The organism is Pseudophaeobacter leonis (assembly GCF_002087335.1).
GTDB classification, from domain to species: Bacteria; Pseudomonadota; Alphaproteobacteria; order Rhodobacterales; family Rhodobacteraceae; genus Pseudophaeobacter; species Pseudophaeobacter leonis.
This window is the reverse complement of record NZ_MWVJ01000051.1, coordinates 13,276-33,267: the sequence shown is the minus strand read 5'-3', so window position 1 is coordinate 33,267 and position 19,992 is coordinate 13,276. Positions and strand designations below refer to the sequence as shown.

Annotated in this window: 14 protein-coding genes and 7 pseudogenes; 9 read left to right on the top strand and 12 right to left on the bottom strand. The window is 61.1% G+C overall.

Annotated features, from left to right (window positions below):
- The 5 genes and pseudogenes from B4968_RS12525 to B4968_RS12510 all read left to right on the top strand — a co-directional run.
- Nucleotides 1-448 (top strand): cyclic nucleotide-binding domain-containing protein (locus tag B4968_RS12525; RefSeq protein WP_139792786.1); only part of this gene is annotated, 448 nt, incomplete at its 5' end.
- 313 nt (nucleotides 449-761) lie between these two features.
- Complete coding sequence (locus B4968_RS25740) at nucleotides 762-1,061, top strand: CPBP family glutamic-type intramembrane protease (protein WP_338153259.1); 300 nt, start codon at nucleotides 762-764, stop codon at nucleotides 1,059-1,061.
- Between the two features lie 40 nt (nucleotides 1,062-1,101).
- Nucleotides 1,102-1,338 carry a hypothetical protein gene (locus B4968_RS25735; protein WP_338153258.1) on the top strand — a complete coding sequence of 79 codons (237 nt, stop codon included), beginning with the start codon at nucleotides 1,102-1,104 and terminating at the stop codon, nucleotides 1,336-1,338.
- Between the two features lie 92 nt (nucleotides 1,339-1,430).
- Nucleotides 1,431-2,375 (top strand): annotated as a pseudogene (gene accD, locus B4968_RS12515) (acetyl-CoA carboxylase, carboxyltransferase subunit beta).
- Nucleotides 2,376-2,477: 102 nt separating this feature from the next.
- A pseudogene (locus B4968_RS12510) lies at nucleotides 2,478-3,753 on the top strand (bifunctional folylpolyglutamate synthase/dihydrofolate synthase).
- Between the two features lie 238 nt (nucleotides 3,754-3,991).
- Here the strand turns inward: B4968_RS12510 and zapE are convergent.
- Nucleotides 3,992-5,068, bottom strand: a complete 1,077-nt coding sequence (gene zapE, locus B4968_RS12505) for a cell division protein ZapE (RefSeq protein ID WP_083099416.1) — start codon at nucleotides 5,066-5,068, stop codon at nucleotides 3,992-3,994.
- A gap of 412 nt (nucleotides 5,069-5,480) precedes the next feature.
- Between zapE and B4968_RS12500 the strand changes: the two genes are divergently transcribed.
- Nucleotides 5,481-6,722: an MFS transporter gene (locus tag B4968_RS12500; protein WP_083099414.1), complete on the top strand. Its 1,242-nt coding sequence runs from the start codon at nucleotides 5,481-5,483 to the stop codon at nucleotides 6,720-6,722.
- A gap of 113 nt (nucleotides 6,723-6,835) precedes the next feature.
- Here the strand turns inward: B4968_RS12500 and B4968_RS12495 are convergent.
- The 7 genes and pseudogenes from B4968_RS12495 to B4968_RS12465 all read right to left on the bottom strand — a co-directional run bounded on the left by B4968_RS12495 (nucleotide 6,836) and on the right by B4968_RS12465 (nucleotide 13,473).
- Nucleotides 6,836-7,770, bottom strand: a pseudogene (locus B4968_RS12495) (ornithine cyclodeaminase family protein).
- Entirely contained in the window at nucleotides 7,767-8,387 is a 621-nt protein-coding gene (locus B4968_RS12490; protein ID WP_083099413.1) for an HAD family hydrolase, read from the bottom strand. Before B4968_RS12490 ends, B4968_RS12495 begins: the two are co-directional and overlap by 4 nt.
- A 14-nt stretch (nucleotides 8,388-8,401) precedes the next feature.
- Nucleotides 8,402-9,363, bottom strand: a pseudogene (locus tag B4968_RS12485) (DMT family transporter).
- A gap of 211 nt (nucleotides 9,364-9,574) precedes the next feature.
- Nucleotides 9,575-10,033: a YaiI/YqxD family protein gene (locus B4968_RS12480; protein ID WP_083099411.1), complete on the bottom strand. Its 459-nt coding sequence runs from the start codon at nucleotides 10,031-10,033 to the stop codon at nucleotides 9,575-9,577.
- Nucleotides 10,030-11,539 (bottom strand): annotated as a pseudogene (gene sthA / locus B4968_RS12475) (Si-specific NAD(P)(+) transhydrogenase). Before sthA ends, B4968_RS12480 begins: the two are co-directional and overlap by 4 nt.
- 27 nt (nucleotides 11,540-11,566) lie before the next feature.
- Nucleotides 11,567-12,400: an S-formylglutathione hydrolase gene (gene fghA, locus B4968_RS12470; RefSeq protein WP_083099410.1), complete on the bottom strand. Its 834-nt coding sequence runs from the start codon at nucleotides 12,398-12,400 to the stop codon at nucleotides 11,567-11,569.
- A gap of 144 nt (nucleotides 12,401-12,544) precedes the next feature.
- Nucleotides 12,545-13,473, bottom strand: a pseudogene (locus B4968_RS12465) (AEC family transporter).
- A 450-nt stretch (nucleotides 13,474-13,923) separates the two neighbouring features.
- On the opposite strand from B4968_RS12465, the gene B4968_RS12460 reads away from it, so the two are divergent.
- Nucleotides 13,924-14,550, top strand: a complete 627-nt coding sequence (locus tag B4968_RS12460) for a TetR/AcrR family transcriptional regulator (RefSeq protein ID WP_083099408.1) — start codon at nucleotides 13,924-13,926, stop codon at nucleotides 14,548-14,550.
- A 206-nt stretch (nucleotides 14,551-14,756) separates the two neighbouring features.
- On the opposite strand, the gene B4968_RS12455 is transcribed toward B4968_RS12460, so the two are convergent.
- Nucleotides 14,757-15,257, bottom strand: a complete 501-nt coding sequence (locus B4968_RS12455) for a c-type cytochrome (RefSeq protein WP_083099407.1) — start codon at nucleotides 15,255-15,257, stop codon at nucleotides 14,757-14,759.
- A gap of 553 nt (nucleotides 15,258-15,810) precedes the next feature.
- Between B4968_RS12455 and B4968_RS12450 the strand changes: the two genes are divergently transcribed.
- Both B4968_RS12450 and B4968_RS12445 read left to right on the top strand, forming a co-directional pair.
- Entirely contained in the window at nucleotides 15,811-16,491 is a 681-nt protein-coding gene (locus B4968_RS12450; protein WP_277620942.1) for an ArsR/SmtB family transcription factor, read from the top strand.
- A gap of 155 nt (nucleotides 16,492-16,646) precedes the next feature.
- Entirely contained in the window at nucleotides 16,647-16,991 is a 345-nt protein-coding gene (locus tag B4968_RS12445; protein ID WP_083099425.1) for a DUF2794 domain-containing protein, read from the top strand.
- A gap of 77 nt (nucleotides 16,992-17,068) precedes the next feature.
- On the opposite strand, the gene B4968_RS12440 is transcribed toward B4968_RS12445, so the two are convergent.
- The 3 genes and pseudogenes from B4968_RS12440 to B4968_RS12430 form a co-directional block, all read right to left on the bottom strand.
- Nucleotides 17,069-17,938 carry a C40 family peptidase gene (locus B4968_RS12440; RefSeq protein WP_083099403.1) on the bottom strand — a complete coding sequence of 290 codons (870 nt, stop codon included), beginning with the start codon at nucleotides 17,936-17,938 and terminating at the stop codon, nucleotides 17,069-17,071.
- Between the two features lie 7 nt (nucleotides 17,939-17,945).
- A pseudogene (locus tag B4968_RS12435) lies at nucleotides 17,946-19,390 on the bottom strand (leucyl aminopeptidase family protein).
- A gap of 217 nt (nucleotides 19,391-19,607) precedes the next feature.
- Entirely contained in the window at nucleotides 19,608-19,967 is a 360-nt protein-coding gene (locus B4968_RS12430) for a hypothetical protein (protein WP_083099423.1), read from the bottom strand.
- Between the last annotated feature and the right edge of the window lie 25 nt (nucleotides 19,968-19,992).

Genomic DNA, 19,992 nt, shown 5'->3' with positions numbered 1-19,992 from the left:
AGTGTATCTCTGTCTGCAGGGCCGCGCAGAGCTGCACTGGCCGGAGGCGCCGGCGGGGTCGGAGCCGATCTCAACCATTGAGCCGGGGCGGCTGATCGGGGATCTGGCGGTGATTTTACGCCAGCCGCGTGAGCTGGATCTGCGCGCCGCCGAGGACTGTCTGTTCCTGCGCATCGGGGCCGAGGAATACCGGGCGGTGATCGAAAGCGATGCGGGTGTTGCAATGCAATTGCTCGAAACGGTATCTGGCCATCTGGTGGGGCTGGCGACAAAGATGCGGGCGGCGGGATTGCATGCCGAGCCCACCTCGCAGGAGGCGCCCGACCTGCCATCGGTCACAGACCAGCCAATTGCCGCAGGCCCGTCTGGGTCGCAAACTGAAGTGCCGCTGGACAAGAAGCTGGACAAGAAACTGGACAAGAAACGTGAAGAGGATGCGCCGGGATGACTTTTGGCTCCGCCTACGATGCCCATGACGCGCTGGTCGCGCCCGGGCGGGTAAAACCCCAGCTTTGGCGTCTGCTGCTGGGGCTGGGCCTGATTGCGGCCGTGAGCTATCTGCTCAACACCGTGGTCTTTGTCTTTTTGATGCGTTTTACCGCGCTGCCCTGGCAAGAACATCTGGTGCAGGGGGACACCCCCGCGGCCATGTTGGTTTTGCTGCTGACATTTGGGTTTCTGACGCTGGGTGCAGGGCTTGCGGCCCGTGTGCTGCAGTGGCGCTCTTTGCTCAGCGTGGTCGGGGCGCTGGGGCCGCTGCTTTGGCAGTTTCGCGCCGTGAGCCTGGCGCTGCTGATCACACCTATGGGGTCATTCTGGTGTTGCCGCCCTATGATTTTGGCGCGCCGCTGGTGTCTAATCTGGGGTTTTGGCCCTGGCTTGGCCTGCTGCCGCTGTCTCTTTTGGCGGTGCTGGTGCAGGTCAGCGCCGAAGAGGTGGTGTTTCGCGGCTATCTGCAACAGGCTCTGGCGGCCAGATTTAAAAGCCCCGTCATCTGGCTGGTGGCGCCTTCGGCGCTGTTTGGTCTGGCGCATTACATGCCTGGCAGAGGCCGCAGATAACGCCTGGCTTCTTTGCCTCTGGGCGATGGGGTTTGGCCTGGTGACGGCTGATCTGACGGCGCGGGCAGGCACGTTGGGACCCGCCATTGCGGTGCATTTTGTCAACAATATTGTGGCCTTGCTGATCTTTGCATCGCCCAGCAGTCTTTCGGGGCTGGCGCTATACCTGTTGCCTTATGAGTTGTCTGACGTGGCACAGCTGCGGCCCTGGCTGCTGGTGGACTGTGCCATGATGCTGGTCTCCTGGCTGGTGGCACGGCTGGCGATACGCCGCTGATTGCATTTCGGCGCAAGGCACCTTATCTGGAGGTCCAAACCGGCGCCCGCCAAACCGGCCCCCGCCAGACCGGCCCACGACAGAGGCATGCTATGAACTGGATCACCAACTACGTCCGCCCAAGGATCAACTCGATCTTTTCGCGCCGCGAAGTGCCCGAGAACCTTTGGCAAAAATGCAGTGAATGCGGCACCATGCTGTTTCACCGCGAGCTGAGCGACAATCAGAACGTCTGCACAAATTGGGCCATCACATGCATATCACGCCGCGTGATCGCTTTACGGCGCTGTTTGATGGCGGTGTCTTTGCCGAGGTTGATGTGCCAGAGCCTATTACTGATCCGCTGAAGTTTCGCGATCAGAAGAAATATCCTGACCGCATGAAGGCGGCGCAGAAAAAGACCGATGAAAAAGAAGCCATGCTGGTGGCAGCGGGTGAAATCGGCCGCACGCCGATCATCGCGGCCGCGCAGGATTTCTCGTTCATGGGCGGCTCCATGGGCATGTATGTCGGCAATGCTATCATTGCGGCGGCACAGGAAGCGGTAAAGCTGGGGCGCCCTCTGGTGCTGTTCTCGGCTGCGGGTGGCGCGCGCATGCAGGAGGGCATTCTGTCGCTGATGCAGATGCCCCGCACCACGGTTGCCGTGCAGATGCTGAAAGAAGCCAATCTGCCCTATATCGTTGTGTTGACCCATCCCACCACCGGTGGTGTGACGGCCTCTTATGCGATGCTGGGCGATGTACATATCTCAGAGCCCAATGCGCTGATCTGTTTTGCCGGACCCCGGGTGATTGAGCAGACCATTCGTGAAAAACTGCCCGAAGGATTCCAGCGGGCTGAATATCTGCTGGACCATGGCATGTTGGTACCGGGTGATCCCGCGCACCAAAATGCGGGCTGAGCTGATCACCATCATCCGTATGTTGATGCAGCTGCCACCCCAGATCGTTGGGGACCTTCCCGCTCCGGACACCGCTGATTTGGCCGCGAATGAAGCGGCAGGTGCCGCAGGCACCGCAGCTTCTGAAAGCTGATCGCTTTATCGCTTGTTTATGCGGCCCGCCTGTTCAGGGCGGGCCGTTTGTCGTTTACAGCCGCAATAATCCTTTTCTTTCGCTTTTCACAAAGGGTGCCGCATGACCCAGGCCAATTCTGACGCAATCCTCGCCCGTATGATGGCACTGCACCCCAAGGTGATTGATTTTACGCTGGACCGGGTTCTTGCGCTGCTGGGGCGCCGTGGCAATCCACAGGACATGTTGCCTCCGGTGATCCATGTGGCTGGCACCAATGGCAAGGGCTCGACCCAGGCGATGATCCGGGCCGGGATCGAGGGCATGGGGAAGGCGGCACATGCCTATACCTCACCGCATCTGGCCCGCTTTCACGAGAGGATCCGGCTGGCCGGAGAGCTGATCTCGGAAGCGCATTTGACCGAGATCCTGGACGAATGCTACGAGGTCAATAACCGTGAGAATATCACTTATTTTGAGATCACCACGGTGGCGGGCCTGTTGGCATTTACCCGCACCCCGGCGGATTATACCTTGCTGGAAGTCGGCCTTGGCGGGCGGCTGGATGCCACCAATGTCATAGCCAAGCCCGAGATTACGGTGATCACCCCGGTCTCTATCGATCACGAGCAGTTCCTGGGCAACACGCTGGCTAAAATCGCCGCCGAGAAGGCCGGGATCATCAAGCGCGGCGTGCCTGTGGTGGTTGGTCCTCAGACAGATGAGGCAATGGAGGTGATCGAGGCCGTGGCTGCGCGTCTTGGCGCTCCTCTGATTGCCTATGGTCAGCACTGGCACGTGACGCAGGAGCGCGGCCGCCTGGTGTTTCAGGATGAGCGTGGCTTGCTGGATCTGCCGCTGCCTGTTCTGCTGGGGGCGCATCAGGTGCAAAACGCCGGTGCAGCGCTTGCAGTCCTGCGCCATCTCGGCGCTGATGACGCCGCCTGTGAGGCGGCTATGACGCAGGCTGAGTGGCCTGCACGTATGCAACGTTTGAAAACCGGCCCTTTGGTTGCGGCCGCAGGGCAGGCCGAGCTTTGGTTGGACGGTGGTCACAACGCGGCAGCTGGGCAGGCGTTGGCAGAGGTGCTGGCAGGATTGCCGAAGCGACCAACGCATCTGATTTGCGGTATGCTCAACACCAAGGATGTGACCGGCTATCTGGTGCCTTTGGTGAGACAGGCCGCCAGCCTGACAGCGGTCTCAATCCCGGATGAGGTCAATACCCTGCCAGCCAGTGAGACTGAAGCCGCTGCCAAATCCGTTGGCTTGCAGGCGAGCAGTGCCGCAAACCACCAGCGAGGCGCTTGCGGCGGTCTTGGCGCAGGACCCACAAGCACGGGTGCTGATCTGCGGATCACTTTATCTGGCGGGGCATATCCTGCGCGATAACGGCTAATCCCAGGGTCTTTGGCAAAGACAAAGGGGGAGCTCCCGCCCGTCCTCCATCTCCTTTTAGGAGATATCGTCCCGTTGGGCCCGGCAGCGCGCCGAAGGCGCGCTGCCGGGCCCAAGGCCGCAAAGGGGTGTCTGCGTAGCAGGCGCATCTGCGGGCGCGGGAGCTCCCCCCTCACTTTTTCTTTTAGAGACCGGGTAGGACTAGGAGAGCCGTCAGACCAGCGCTGGCGCGCGCTCATTTAGCTTTCGGCTTGTCCCCAGTTTTGATCCTGCATCTCGCGCAACCGGCTGGCGGTGCGTTCAAACTCAAAGGCGCCATCGCCCTCAACATACAGAAACTCGGGTTCAGCGGCCGCAGTACAGATCAGTCGCACCTGTGCCTCATAAAGCGCGTCAATCAGGGTGACAAACCGCTTGGCCTCGTTGAAGTTGCTACGGCTGAGCCGGGGAATGTCTTCCAGCACCAGAACCTTTACCTCCTCGGCGATGGCAAGGTAGTCACCAGGCCCAAGCATCTTGCCGCAGAGATCAAAGAAGCTTGCCCGTGCCACGCCATTGCGAAAGGCGGGCAGCACGACTTCGCGGCCCTTGATCTCCAGCGTCAGGGGCTGCGCACTGCCACCAGAAAGGTCGTCCCAGATCGACTGCAAACTGGCACGTGCCGCGGCATCGGCGGGAGCAAAATAGACCTCGCTCCCTTTTAGGCGGTCCTGGCGGTAATCCACCGGGCTGACCATCTCCCAGACCTGCATCTTGTCCTTGATAAGGCCAATGAAGGGCAGGAACAGCTGGCGGTTGAGACCGTTTTTGTAGAGCTCATCCAGCAAGCGGTTAGAGGTGGTCACAACGCAGACATCGGCCGCAAAAAGCGCCTCGAACAGGCGGCCAACAATCATCGCGTCAGTGATGTCAGAGATCTGCATTTCGTCAAACGCCAGCACGCGAACAGAGTCCGCCACGTCTTGGGCCACCGGAGCCAGCGCGTCCTGTACGCCATTCTGGCGCGCCTCATGCATCTTGGCGTGGATTTCCTGCATGAAGGCATGGAAATGCACCCGTCGCGCCGGGATATCGCCCAGGCTGTCGACAAAAAGATCCATCAACATGGATTTGCCACGCCCCACGCCGCCCCAAAGATACAGCCCTTTGGGCGCGGGCGGCGGGCTGGCACGGCGAAACAATCCGCGCTTTACCGGCTCGGCCATAAGCCCGGCAGAGATACGGTCGAACTGCGGCAGCACCGCCTCTTGTGCGGGATCGGGGCGCAGATCGCCCGCGGCAATTTTTTCGGCATAAAGCGTGCTGAGATTGGTCATGACAGAGGCTTACCGCGAAGGCGCAGGGATGGGAAGCCAGCGTGTGGCCCGAGTTCGGTGACAGAGTGAAAGAAGCTGTTTAAGGTTGTGTGAATGTCCAATAAGGCGGCAGCGTTGCGGTTTAGGGCAAAGGCATTGTAGCCAAGGGCCAAAGGGCGCGGGGCTATGCAGCCCTTTCTCGGCCCGCCAGTGATGGGCCAGTGATTGGCCAGTGATGGGATCGTCAAAGCAGACGGCGGGTGGATGCCTCCATCGCGGCCGCGCTCTGCAAGGTTCTGATGAGGTGAATAGGCTGCACCGCGCCTGGGTCCAGAGGTTCACATCAATTTCCTTTAACTGATCGGGCAATATCTTTGATTTGACCGGGGCGAGATTTAACATACTGTCGCCCGTCTGATCTGGAGATTTCCCCATGCCCCGCACTGCCACCCCTTTGTTCACGCCGGTCCTGATTGTCGGCTGCGTCATTATCATGGCGAGCTTTGCCGTGCGGGCCTCTTTTGGGGTGTTCCAGATCCCCATCGCCGAGGAGTTCGGCTGGCTCAGAGCGGAGTTCTCGCTGGCGATTGCCATCCAGAACCTGGCCTGGGGCATTGGTCAGCCGATCTTTGGCGCGCTTGCCGAAAAGCTGGGCGATCGCAAGGCCATCGTTTTGGGCGCAATTATCTATGCGGCTGGTCTGGTGCTCAGCGCCGGGGCCACGACCCCGTTTGAGATGCAGGCCTATGAGTGGCTGGTGGGCTTTGGCATCGCCGGTACCGGCTTTGGCGTGGTTCTGGCGGTGGTGGGACGGGCCAGCTCGGATGCCAACCGGTCGATGTCGCTGGCGATTGTCACCGCTGCGGGCTCGGCCGGGCAGATCATTGGGGCGCCGACCGCGGAATTTCTGCTTTCAATGATGAGCTGGCAGTCGGTCTTTATGGTCTTTGCCGGCGCGGTGCTGGCGCTGATCCTGACGCTGCCACTGATGCGCGCCCCGCAGGCTGCCAGCAAGGCCGAGCTGGAGGCCAGCATGGGGCAGATCCTGAAGCAGGCCTTCAAGGACCCCTCGTTTGCGCTTATCTTTCTGGGGTTTTTCTCCTGCGGCTATCAGCTCGCCTTTATCACCGCGCATTTCCCGGCCTTTGTCACCGAGATGTGCGGCCCGATCCTGCCTGGCGGCGCCTTGCACAGTATGGGGATCACCACGACCTCGGCGCTGGGGGCGCTGTCGATTGCGCTGATTGGCGCCGCCAATGTTGGCGGCACGCTGTTTGCGGGCTGGCTGGGCAATCGCTACAGCAAGAAATATCTGCTGGCCGGGATCTATACGGCGCGTACCGTGGTGGCGGCGGCGTTTATCCTGATGCCGATCACCCCGACCAGTGTCGTGATCTTTTCCGTCGTCATGGGCTCGCTCTGGCTGGCCACGGTGCCGCTGACCTCCGGGCTGATCGCGCATCTTTACGGTCTGCGCTACATGGGTACGCTTTATGGCATTGTGTTCTTTAGCCACCAGCTGGGCGGCTTCCTGGGTGTGTGGCTGGGAGGCCGGATGTATGATGTCTATGGCGACTACCCCCTTGTTTGGTGGATTGGCGTCGCCGTTGGGGCGTTTAGCGCCGTGGTGCACCTGCCGGTGCGGGAAAAGTCACCAGAGGCGCTTGCAGCCTGACAGCCACAAACTCCCGCCCTGTGAGACTGGCGTGTCCAAACAGAGAGGCGTGAACAGAGAGGCGCACACAGATGGCTGAGTGGGCTGAGAGGGCTGGCATAAATGCGCCCGTCTCAGCCGAGCCACCAGATCACTGCGTTGGCTTTCCATTTCTCTAAAACGTGATGGCTACTCATCAGGTCAAGATGGGCGCCGCCGCCGTTTTTGAACAGGGTGATCGCAGCCGGGTTATAGCTGGGGAATTGGTCAATGCTGTAGAAGTCCGCCCGCACGTCGCTGCGCTGAATGACCCCTTCGGCCAGTGGTATTTTGAACTCACCGATGTGATCCAGCGTGGTGTCAAAGCTGTCGCAATAGATCTGCGACCGGGTGAGGGCGGTGTCATCCGCCTCGCGCATGTCGGGGCGGTAGGCACCGATCATGTTCAGGTGCTGGCCGGGGCGCAGCCAGTCGCCTTTGATCACCGGGGTCGAAGACATGGTGCAGGTGACGACAATATCCGCCGCCGCCACCGCCTGTTGCAGATCCGGGGCGACCAGGGTGCCGGGATAGCGGGCCACCAGCTCTTCTGCCTTGGACTGGGTGCGGTTGCAGACCCGGATCTGTGCCTGCGGGTAGGCCGCACCAAAACCCTCAATCAGTGAGGCCGCGACAGTGCCTGCGCCAACAATCAGCACCTCGCGGCTGTCAGGATTGGCCAGCCGCAGCGCGCCCAGCAGGCTGTCGCTGGTGGCTTTCCATTTGGAACCAGATGGAAATCCACCAGGGCTTCAAGCGTGCCGTCGAGATCAGAATACAGGCAGACCGAGCCATTGATCATCGGCTTGCCCGCGTCAGGGGTGCGCGGGGAGATATTGGCAGTCTTGACGGCCAGCCCCATGCCATCAATCCAGGCCGACCGGCTAAGCAAGGTGTCGGGGTCGCGGTAAAGAAAAGTGTCGCCAATCTCGGCCTTGGGCAGGCTATGCCCACGGGCCAGGGCCTCTGTGAAACCGATCCAGTCGAGCAGGGCTTCGCCTGCGTCAAAGGTGATCATGGGAATGCTCATTGCGCGTCCTCTGCCGTCAATAACCCCGCCTGGACCAGGCGCGCGGCCCAGTCTTCGGGAGTGGTGAAAAGATGGGTCTGCCAGCCACGCTGGGCAGCGGCCTCGATGTTTTCGGGGCGGTCATCGGCAAACAGCAGCCGGTCTGGCGCGATGCCACTGCCCTGTTCCAGATGCTGGTAGATCTCTGCATCCGGCTTGATGCAGCCCAGATGCCCCGAGATATAGGATTGATCAAACTCGCTCAGAAACGGATAGGCCTTTGTTGCCAGCTCAAAGGTGCCGATGCCAAAGTTGCTGAGGGCCAGAACCGGCACGCCTTTGGATCTCAGCGCGCGCAGCAGGCGGACGGAGCGCGCAATATCTGTGTGGGCAAACTGCAGCCAGCTGTCGTGCCAGTGGCGAATTTCCTCTGCCCAATCTGGATGTTGCGCCGCAAGATCATAGACCGAGGCGCGAAATGGGTCGCCCCGATCCAGCCCGAGGTTCATCGCGTGCAGCGCAACCTCGGCAAACAGGCGTTTGCGACCGTCAACGCCAAGGCGGGCATCATAGAACCGCTCGGGGTTCCATTCGATCAGCACATTGCCGATATCAAAGACGACTGCGTCTATTGTCATGTCTTAGCTGCTTTCTAGCCGGTGGAGCGCGGGCGTGGGCGGCTGGTGGGGCGGTTGTTGCGGGTCTCGCGCCAGAGAGAAACAAGACCGGCGCAATGATTAAGGCACTTCCGATCCAAACTGGGAAATCTGGCCATTCCTGAAACACCAAAATCCCCCAAATAACCGCCATCGGCATGGCGATATATTCAAAGGGTGCCACCAGTCCCGCCTCGCAGTGGCGATAGGCAAAGCTGATCAGATAGCCGCCAATTGATGCGGTCAGCCCAAGGGCAACAAAGGCCCACCAGTCTCCGGGCGCGGGCCAGATCCAGGCCCGCAGGATAAAGTTCACAGCCAGACTGTCGCCGGTGGAAAACCGCCCGTCCCCGGTGGTGAGCCCCACAAGGGCGCTGACGAGCATGAAGCAGATCGAGGGGTAGAAGGTCAGCGCCGCTGCACTGTCAGCGCCCCCCGCGCGCCGGGTCAGCACATGCAGGGTGGCATAGCCGCAGGCACCAAAAAACGGTAGCATAGCCGCCGCCTGAAAGGTTCCGGGCCCTGGGCGCATAATGATCAACACGCCCGCAAAGCCAACGGCCACAGCGCTCCAGCGCCAGATGCCGGGGCGCTCGCCCAGCAAAAAGACCGACAGGATGGTGACGATCAGCGGCGTGGCAAAAGCAATGGCCACCGCATCGGCTATCGGCATGGTGGCAAGGCCGGTGTAAAAACAAATATTGGCAAACAGCACCGCGCCGCAGCGGATCAGGTGCAGTTTTGGCTGCCGGGTGCGCAACACGTGATAGCCGCCTTCCAGTGGCACAAGGATCAAAAGCAGCACCGGCAGGGCCACCAGCGAGCGCAAAAAGACCACCTGATAGAGCGGGTAATCCCCGGAGAGGAATTTGACCAGCACGTCGATGATGGAAAAGCAGATGGCCGTTCCGGCCGCGGCAAATAACCCAACCAGGCTGACCTTCAGTGTGTCGCTCATCACAGCCTCCCAATGCACCACAGGAAGATGCATCGCGCAAATATTGAGCCGGGGCAATGGGGGGAGCCAGGGGAGCGTGGAAAAGATTTGCTCTGGCTCTGGATCGGCAAAGCGCCGGTTTGCTGAGACGCGGTTTGAGAGAGCATTGGCGCCTTTGAGCGCGGTATCCGGTCTCAAGTGAAAGCCACTGACGCCACTGACGCGAGGGGCTTTAGCCGAGGGATTTGGCGGCGCGGACCTCGCGTTCCAGTGAGTCTAAAAACCGGGACCGATCCGCTTTGGTAAAGCCTTTGCCAGAACCACCAGCGCCCAGGGGATTGGCGGCGCGCAAATCCGCCATCAGGTCGCGCATCGCCAGCTGCTGGCCGATATGGGCCGGGGTAAAGCGCTCGCCATTTTGGCGCAGCACGCTTGCGCCGGCCTCGATGCATTTGGCCGCCAGAGGGATGTCGCCGGTGACCACCACATCGCCGGTGCCGCAGCGCTCTTCGATCCACATATCCGCCACATCGGGGCCTTCAGAGACGATGATATTCTCCACAAGCGGGTTGCGCGATGGACGCAGTCCGCCGTTGGAGACCACATACATCTTGATCTTGTGGCGGGTTGCCACCCGCTCGGCCTCTTCTTTGACCGGGCAGGCGTCGGCGTCGATATACAGCGAGCTCACTTGCTGGCCTTTTTGTCGGCGCGGGCGGCGGCCGGTTTTGCCCTGGATTTTGGGGCGGCCTTTGGGGCGGCTTTTGCGGCTGGCTTTTTCACCTTGAACTCATCCGGGATCGGCATGCGGTTAAAGGCGTCAAGACCGGCGATTTTATAGGCCTCGGCCAGGGTCGGATAGTTAAAGGTGTTCTGGACAAAATAGTCCACCGTGCCCTGCAGGTTCATCACCGCCTGACCAATATGGATCAGCTCGGTGGCGCCTTCGCCAACGATCTGCACCCCCAGAACCCGGCGCGTTTTAAGGCTGATCAGCATTTTCAACATGCCGTGCTCCAGCCCCATGATATGCCCGCGCGAGGTCTCGCGGAAACGGGCAACGCCGATCTCGTAGTTGATGCCACGCTCCTGCAGCTCTTCTTCTGACATGCCGCAGGTGGACATTTCCGGCACCGAATAGATGCCATAGGGATACCAGGGGCTTTCGGGCAGCGTCGGAGTCTCCAGCGCGTGACAGGCGGCAACGCGCCCCTGCTGCAGCGAGGTCGAGGCCAGCGAGGGGTGGCCGATCACATCGCCGGTGGCATAGATATGCGGCACCTCGGTCTGGTAGGTCTTGCGCTCCACACTCAGCCGCCCACGATGATCGGTCTCCAGCCCAACGGATTTGAGGTTCAGCCCGTCGGTGTTGCCCATGCGACCTGCTGCAAACAGCAGCATTTCACTGCGGACGTGACGGCCATTGTCCAAGCGTGACCTCGATATGGTCGCCTTCGTCTTCGATGCTCTCAATCGCAGAGCCAAGGCGCAGATCAACGCCGTTTTCGCGGATCTGATGGGTGAAATCCTGAATGAGGGTGCTGTCGATGAAATCCAGAAAGGTATCGCGTGGCTCGATCAGCGTGACACGCACATCAAGGGTCGAGAACATGGTGGCATATTCCACCCCGATGACGCCGGCTCCGACCACAATCAGCGAGCGTGGAATAGAGGCCATCTCCAGGAACTCGTCGCCGTCGACAACGGTTCTCCCATTGAAGGGCACATTGTCTGGCCGATAGGTGCGGGTGCCGGTGGCGATGAGGAATTTTTCGCCGGTGATCCGGGTGGTGTCTCCGGCCTCGGTGGCGACCTCGACTTCGTTTGGGCCAATGAATTTGGCCAGACCGGCCAGCCATTCCACGTGGTTGCGGTTGAACTGATGTTCCAGCACATCCACCTCGTGGTCCAGCGTCATATGCAGACGGGCCTTCAGGTCTTCGGCGGCGATCTGGTCTTTCACCCGGTAGGCGCGGCCATAAAAGCTGCGCTCGCGCCAGCCAGAGAGGTTCAGCACGGTTTCGCGCAGGGTTTTTGACGGCACGGCGCCGGTATGCACCGATACCCCGCCCAGCCGGTCCGCCCGGTCGATCACCAGCACCCGGCGTTTCAGTTTGCCCGCCTGAATGGCTGCTGTACGACCCGAGGGGACGGATACGATGATTACAAGGTCATAATCATAGTCGAAATCAGTCATGGTCGGGGTGGTGGAGGGTGTCATGGATCAGTCCCGGTACAGAGCTTCGGCGTGGAAGGTGACGTGGTCTTCCATGAAGCTGGAAACAAAGAAATAGCTATGATCATAGCCCGGCTGCAGGCGCAGGATGGCGTCCTGACGTTTTTCCGCCATGGCTGTCGCCAGCGTTTCGGGGCGCAACAGGTCAATGAACTGGTCCGCCGTGCCGGTATCAATCAGAACCGGACCATCAAAGCCAGTGTCGCGCATCATGAGCGAGGCGTCATGTTTGACCCAGGTGGTCTCGTCATCGCCAAGGTAGGCGCTGAGCTGCTTGCGGCCCCAGTCGGCCCCGGTCGGGTTGCAGATCGGTGCAAAGGCCGAGACCGAGCGGAAGCGGCCCGGCAGGTTCATCGCCAAGGTTAGCGCACCATGGCCGCCCATGGAGTGGCCGGTGATGGCCTGACGGTTGAGATCGATGGCAAAATGCTCGCCCAGCAGCGCGGGCAGCTCGTCGGCGAGATAGTCCCACATCTGGTAGTGCGCGGCCCAGTGCTCTTGTGTGGCGTTGACGTAAAACCCGGCCCCCTGACCAAGATCATAGGCCTCGTCATCGGCGACGCCCTCGCCACGTGGGGCGGTGTCTGGAAACACAATGGCGATGCCCTGTTCGGCGCACCAGGCCTGCGCCCCTGCCTTGGTCATGGCGTTTTCGTGGTTGCAGGTAAGGCCCGAGAGGTACCACAGGATCGGCACCGGGCCGTCTTTGGCCTCTTCGGGCAGAAACAGACCAAAGGTCATGTCGCAGTTGGTGGTGCTGCTTTTGTGACGATAGACACCCTGCTGGCCGCCAAAGGCCTTGTTCTGCGAGACGGTTTCCATGGTGAGGCTCCTCTATGTGGTTGCCATATCGCTACCTGCCGGCCGCGCGCAGGTCCAGTGGAGCCGCAGCAGCTACAGGTGTTTTGCGGCAATCACGTTACAAAAAGCTGAATTGTTTGACCCGTTGTCTGATCCGGGGTCGCATCAGAGCGTTGCAACCCAGGCGATCACCAGGGGAACGGTGACAATCGACAGCAGGGTTGAAATCAGAATGGCGGCCGAGGCGCGGTGCGGAGCCACCCCGTAGTGCTGTGCCAGCATGTAGACATTTCCGGCCACCGGCAGCGAGGCTGCAGCAATGGCGATCATCGCAGAAAAAGGCGTGACCGGAAACAGGTAGAGGACGCCAAAGGCGACGCAGAGCGGGTGCAGCACCAGTTTGGCAAAGCTGAGCCAGATGGCGACCTGCATGCGCTCGGCGGATTTTGACGCCAGCGAGGCGCCAATGGCAAACAGGGCGCCCGGGGTGGCAGCACCGCCCAGGATGGAGAGGAAGTCATTCATCGGCACCGGGATCGGGATTTCTGCAGCAGACCAGGCAAGGCCCGCGCAGATGGCGAGAATCATCGGGTTGCGCAGCAGGCCAAGCAAAACCAGTTTTAACGTAGAAAGGCCCAGGCCAGATCCACGCCCGAGATTGATCAGGATCACGATGAGCGAGGAGAACACCACCAGGTCAACGCTGAGCACCACCATCATGGGGGCGATGGAGGCTTCGCCAAAGAGCATGGCCATCATGGGAAGGCCAAGGAAACCAACATTGCCGATCGCCGCGCATTGGGCCTCGACAGCGGCAGTGGGCTGTCGAGGCGACGCAGCATGGCAACAAGGGTGACCAGAATATAGACCGCCAAGGTGCCCGCCAGATAGGCAAATACCAGATCCAGATCAAAGATTTCCGCAAAGGACAGATTGGCCGCAAACCGGAAAATCATCGCAGACAGCGGGAAGAAGAAGACAAATTTGGTGAGATAGGCCGTGGCCTCTTCGGTGAAAAACCGCGTCCGACCGGCCCAGTATCCAAGACCGATAATTGCAAAAAAGGGCAGTGTTCTGAAGAATATGTCGACCATGTTTCGATTGCTAGCGGCTCTGATTAAAAAGGCAAGGCTGAAAGGAGAGCTGGAGAGGTGAAAGGCAGAGCTCCCGCCCGTCGTTTGGGCATCAAAGATGCCCGCCTCCCGTTGGGCCGGGCACCGCGCTGTGGCGCGGTGCGGGTGGCGCATTCTGGGAGAGGTATGAGGCGAAATTTTCCATGATGCTGGGCGCTTATCGGTAGAGATCGTGCGACGCTGGCGGTTCACAAAGTGGATTTTGTACTGCGGTGCCGCGCCGCGCGACAGCGCGGCGCCTTGCCCAACGACCCTGACCTTCGCAAGAAGGTCCAGGGGTGGGCGGGAGCCCCCCGGCTATTACGCCCGGATTGGGCCTTTGGGGCAAGGGACCCTGCGGAGAGTGTTGTTGAACCCTGCCACTCTGCGCTAGGGTAGGGGTTCCTTCCCGCCAGCGCCACGAGGTCAGCCATGAACGAACACGCCAGCATTTTGCGAACGGGACGGAAATTTGACCAGGTCCTGAAAGGCGCGCGCGAGGTCTTTCTGGCGGATGGTTTTGAAGGCGCCAGTGTTGACGAAATCGCCCGGGTGGCCGGGGTATCCAAGGCGACCCTCTACAACTATTTCCCGGACAAGCGGCTCTTGTTCATGGAGGTTGCCCGCAGCGAGTGTGCCCGTCAGGCGAATGCCCCGATGGACCTGGCCGCAGCCAGTTGCCCGCCGCGCGAGGTTCTGCGCGCTGCCGCCGGGCACATCCTGTCCGCCAGCCTGTCTGATTTTGGCATGCGCATGGTCCGTATCTGCGTGGCTGAGGCCGACCGGTTTCCGGATCTTGGGCGGCAGTTCTACGAGAGTGGCCCGATGCTGAGCCGCAGCAAGATCCGCGACTATCTGCACAGTGCCACGGCCAAGGGCGAGTTGGTGATTGAGGATTTTGACCTCGCCGCCGATCAATTTGCCGAGCTCTGCCGCGCTGACCTGGTGCCGCGCGTGCTGTTCAAGATCGACCCTGATGTGTCGGATGAAGACCGCCGTCGGGTGATCGACGGTGCAGTCGAGACCTTCCTGGCCCGGTACGCAGCCTCGCCAAGCTGAGCTCCGTACCGGACGGCTGCCCCTAATCAGGGCGTTTAAGGCGCTTGTTTTCCTGTGGGCCTCACCTGTGGGCTTTTCTGTGAGCGGCCTCGTCAAACGTATCTTTCACTCTCGTTTGGAGGTGGCGCAACTGCTTTTCCGCGGCCCAAAGTTGCTGTGCTGCAGCTGTGCTGGACTGGGCGCGGGGCGTGCACATAGCCAAGGAGCTAGTGCGTAATCGCCCTGTTTTGGGTGCCGCGATAGGTCTCGTGGCAGCTGTGACAGGCCTCTATCATCGGGGGAATGGTGCGGCGCAGCCCGGTCAGGGACCTGCTGTTGATCTCTTTGGCCATCAGGCGGGCGGTCGCGGCGCGTTGTTTGAAATCCGTCCATTGCAGCCAGATCTCGGGCCTCGCATGTGAATTGGGCTCCATACGCTGCTTTCTGAACCGCTTGGGAATCGTGCCGGTGGCTGAGATCAGGGCGCGGCGTGCGGCCCGGGCTGAGGCGGCGTTATAGGGCGTTCGCCCGGCCACCATATCGCTAAAGGTGATGAGGGCGGCCTTTTGTCCGGTCATGAGAGTGATGCGACTCTGGACATGGCGGTCGGTGATAATCGCACTGCCAGCATCCAGTTGTGACGTCAGCACAAAGAGGCCCAGACATAGTGCACAAAAAGCCCCGGTCAAACGCCGGGAGAGCCGGGAGAAGAGAGGGGCGGCATTCATATTGCGCCCTCCCTGAAAGGGCAGGCAGGCCAGGGGGGCTGATCTGGCCGACTCGGCGCTCGGGAATTAATGCCGCAAATATTGCGTGGCGCTTGTGGCGCAGATGGCAGAACGCCCTCTGGCCTGTCCTGTATTGTCAAATGCATCGTATCATGTCCCATCAGCCTGCTCTGTCCGATCACCTTAACACATCCCATCGCCCGTTCTGTCCCTTTGCTGTCGCGAGCTGTCCCTCTGGGGTTCGCGACCTGGCACCGCGCGGGTTTTACCTCTGGCGCAGGGCAGCCAGAGCGGCCCATGCGCCATTGTGAAATTCGCCATTTTGAAAAAGTCTGCACCACTCAGGTTATTTCTGCGTTAAATATCGGGATCGCAGCGAAAGAGCCTCGGCGCGGTTCTGGCCGCTCCTTGCTGGAAGGATTTCGCGTAGGAGAATTGGCCTGAACACGGATGGGTTAGGCCCCAGATCCTTCGTTCCAGAGCCGAAGGGTTTCCCTTGGGCAGCGCCTGTGTCTTGCGGTAACCATCAGGTCAGCCCACGCCGCGATTTGATATCATTGGCCAGGCGATCAGCGATGCCAGCCGCACCCGGATGCTTTGTGAGCTGATGGAGGGGCGCTCTTTTACCAACAAGGAGCTGGCCTCGGCGGCGGGCATCACCGCCCAAACCGCCACGGCGCATCTGCGTCTGTTGCAGCAGGCGGGGCTGGTTCTGGCAGAGAAACGGGGCCGCTGCGTGTTTCACCGGCTGGCCAGTGCCGAGGTGGCGCGGGTTCTGGAGCAGCTCGCCTCTATTGCGCCCAGCGATCACCTGCTCCGCGCCCAGCGGCGCAAGGCTGGAAATATTGCCCAGCTGCGCAGCTGCTACGACCACCTTGCCGGCCCTCTGGCGGTGGCAATGACCACGCGGTTTCTGGAGCGCGGCCAGCTGGTCGAAGAAAACGGTGGCTTTCGCGCCTGCCCGGATGAGAGCTGGCAGAAACTGGGTGTCAGCCTGCCAGAGAAGCCATCGGGCAGGGACGCCCGCCAGCCCTTTGCGCGCCCCTGTATGGACTGGAGCGAGCGTAGGCTGCATGTCTCGGGCGCTTTGGGGCGGCAGATCCTGACCCATGCCTTTGACCGGGGATGGGTTGCGCGCAACAGCCACAAACGTGGCTTGCAGCTCACCGGGCTGGGATCGCGCGGCCTTGACGGAATTCTCGGATTGCGGAGCGAGACACTGAGTGAAGCCTGACTGAAGCCTGAGTGATGCCTGAAGTTCAGCCTGGCAGTACCGCAGGTGGCTTTGGGAGCAAAAGCGTTGCGGATTGGGTGCCTGTGGTGCATCGCTGAGGCTCGATTTGGTGCAAAGCATCTTGATTAATACTGTGGTTGCGGTGAACCTTGGGCATGAGCATAGATCAAATACAGCCCAAACCGGGCGCGCCTATCCCGCAACAAGTGGCCTTTGACCGGCGCGAAATATCGGTGATCATGTCGCTATATGGCCGCAAGGTCGCTGCTGGAGAGTGGCGCGACTACGGCCTCTCCAACCTGCGTGAACTTGCCGTGTTTTCGATTTTTCGCCGCACCGCCGAGCATCCGCTTTACCGGATCGAGAAACAGCCAAAGCTGCGCAATCGTCAGGGGCAATATGCCGTGCTGGGCGCCGATGGGCAGGTGTTGAAACGCGGCTCTGATCTGAAAGCTGTGCTGCGGGTGCTGGAGCGAAAACTTATTCGCGCGATAAAATAGTCGGCAAAATTGCCCGTCTGCTCTGGTCCGCGTTTCTGGCCAATGTTGATGCACGTTGCTGTGCAGCCTATAGCCTCCTATAGCCTCCTGTGCGCCGTGACCGGCCCGTCGCCCTGATCCTTGATGCGCGTCAGGGCCGCGTCCAATGGCTCAAACGCCACCGCCATGGCATGCACATTGGCATGCAGCAGGGGGGTGGGGTCGCGCACCAGGGCCACATGGCCTTTCCAGAACAAAAGATCGCCGCGCTGATAGGGGCTGCCCGCGGGCAGGGCCGCGCCAAGCTCTGCCTCTTGCTGGTCGCTGTCGCCGGGACAGGGGATGCCGCAGGCCCGACAGGCCGCCTGGACCAGCCCGGAACAGTCGATGCCAAAACGGCTGTTGCCGCCCCACAGATAAGGCGTGCCAACAAAGCTCTCGGCCACCGTGACAGGATCTGTCAGCACCTTGCCGGTTGGGCTGAGATGGACCTGAGGGATAAATCCCAGATCGGTTGCTGCAAACCGGCCCTCATGGCCACAGACCACGACCTGGCTGCCAAAGCTGAGGGCCTGGGTCTCGGGGGATTTGAAATCTGCGGCTGAATAGGCATGGCTTGCGGGCGCACTGATCCAGTGGCTGGCTGTTTGGGCCGCTGCCAGGGCATCAGCGGGCAGATAGCCAGTGTAGTTGTCCCGGGCGGCCTGAACAAAGGCCCAGCCGTGATGCGTCTCATAGTGGGTGACGGCCTCACCAGACAAAAGCTGCCGGTCACGCGGCCCCTCGGGGCGGCGCAACAGATCCACCACTGGCAGGGCAATACGCGCGGCATGGCCGGTCACCACGCGCAGATCTTTGCCGGGATGCGGCAGATGCGCGGCGATGACACGGTCGTTGGCGGCAGTGCGGCGGGAATCGGTGCAGCTGGAAACGGGGGGGGTGGGAGGGGTGCGGCTGGGATCACTCATGCCGGGCTCAGAGCTTTAGCAGTGTGGGCAGGGCGGCAAAAATCGCGCGACAGCCCTGGCGGGTGCCGCCCTTGGGGCAGCCCGGCATGGCCGTGGGCATCCAGCCATAAATGTCGAAATGCATATAGCGACTGTCTGGGGCAAACCGGCGCAGAAGAGGGCGGCGGTGATTGATCCGGCAAAGCCGCCCGAGGGCGCATTATCGAGATCGGCAATCGCGGGCTCTATCATTGCCTCATAGGGCGCGTGAAATGGCATGCGCCAGACCGGGTCGGCCTGGGAGCTTGCCCCGGTCGCAAGGGCTGCGCCGTCCGAATCACTATCGGTATAAAACGGCGCCAGATCGGGGCCGACCGCCACCCGGGCCGCACCGGTGAGGGTGGCCATGGAAATCACCAGATCCGGCGATCCTTCTTCGGCGAGGCTCAGCGCATCCGCCAGCACCAGACGGCCCTCGGCGTCGGTATTGTTGATCTCGACCGTCAGCCCCTTGCGGGAGGTCAGCACATCACCGGGGCGAAAGGCATTGCCCGCCACAGAATTCTCGACGGCGGGGATCAGCACCCGCAACTGAACAGCAAGCCCGGCGGCCATGATCATGCGGGCCAGTCCCAGCACATTGGCAGCGCCGCCCATGTCCTTTTTCATCAACCCCATGCTGGAGCCGGGTTTGAGATTAAGCCCGCCAGTGTCAAAACAAACGCCCTTGCCCACCAGCGTCAGCCGGGGGCCGGTGCTGCCCCAGTGCATGTCAATGAGGCGCGGCGCTTGTTCGGCGGCCCGGCCAACGGTGTGGATCAGAGGCAGATTCGCCTCAATCAGCTCATCGCCGGTGATCACGCCAATCGAGGCGTCAAACTCAGACGCCAGGGCTTCAACGGCGGCTTCCAGCTGCGCAGGTCCCATGTCGGCGGCGGGTGTGTTGATCAGATCACGGGTGAGGCATTCTGCTGCCGCCAGTGATTCTATCGCAGCAGCATCAATGCCCGTTGGTGCCACCAACCCGGCGCCCGCACCGGACAGGGCGCCGCCACCGGATGCGGCAGAGGTGCTGGCCTTGTAGCGGGTGAATTTATAGTGGCTCAGCAGCCAGCCAAGGCATTCGCTTTCCAACACGCCCTCGACCTGCAAGCCGGGAGCCAGCGCTGCGGTGGTCTCTGTTGCGTTGTTGAGCTGGTAGTTGCCAGCGGGGAGGCTCTCGGCAGCTGCCGCCAGGACAAACCTCTTGCGGCTCCGTTGCGATGCGGTGCCATACCCGGCCAGCGCCAGCAGCGCAGAGCCATCCGGCCCCGGCACCAGCAGAGCCTGCGGTCAGGCAGCGGTAAAGCCATTGTTTGTAACCCAGGCCTGCACCGTCGCAGACTGATGGCTGAGCCAGCTTTGCAGCTGGTCCTGCTCAATCAGATAAAGCGGAACGGCAGTGGCTGAGGCTGAGGCAAAGCGAGGGGCCATGAGGAAACTCCGGTTGGACGCGATCATCCATCAGAGTATCTGCCCCCCAGCTGCCTGCAAGCCCTGGCTGTCATTTCCGGCAATAGACTTTTTAAAAAAACAAAACACAAAAGGCCCACAGAACACGCCGGGACCTGTCACAGCTGGTTTGGACGGGACCCGGGCATAAGCGGCCCCTGAAGCGGCCCTTGCAGAGGTCCCACAGGCTGGGCACGCGTCACACGGTGAGATCCTGCTGATCCCACACCGCTGTTCGGGAGCGTTCTCCGACGCGCAGCAAGCGAAACAGGATTGATGCGACTGCAGCCACATCCTCGTTGTCGACAGCCTGCGTCACATCGCGGGCGATCATCGCCATGGCGCTCATGCCGATTTGATCTGCGATTGCAATCAGGGACCGCGCGTTTTTGCGCAGATCGGCCATGTTGTTCTGACGCCAAAGCCGTTCGCAATGCGTCAGGCGCACAGCCAGCTCTTCGATGGCGCGACAGACGACATCTTCTGCCGCCGTTTCGCCAAGTTGTGTGTAAAGCTCGCCCAGCTTGTCTGGATCCAGCCTTACGTTTTCCGCCTGCATGACGGTGAGTATATTAGCCACCACA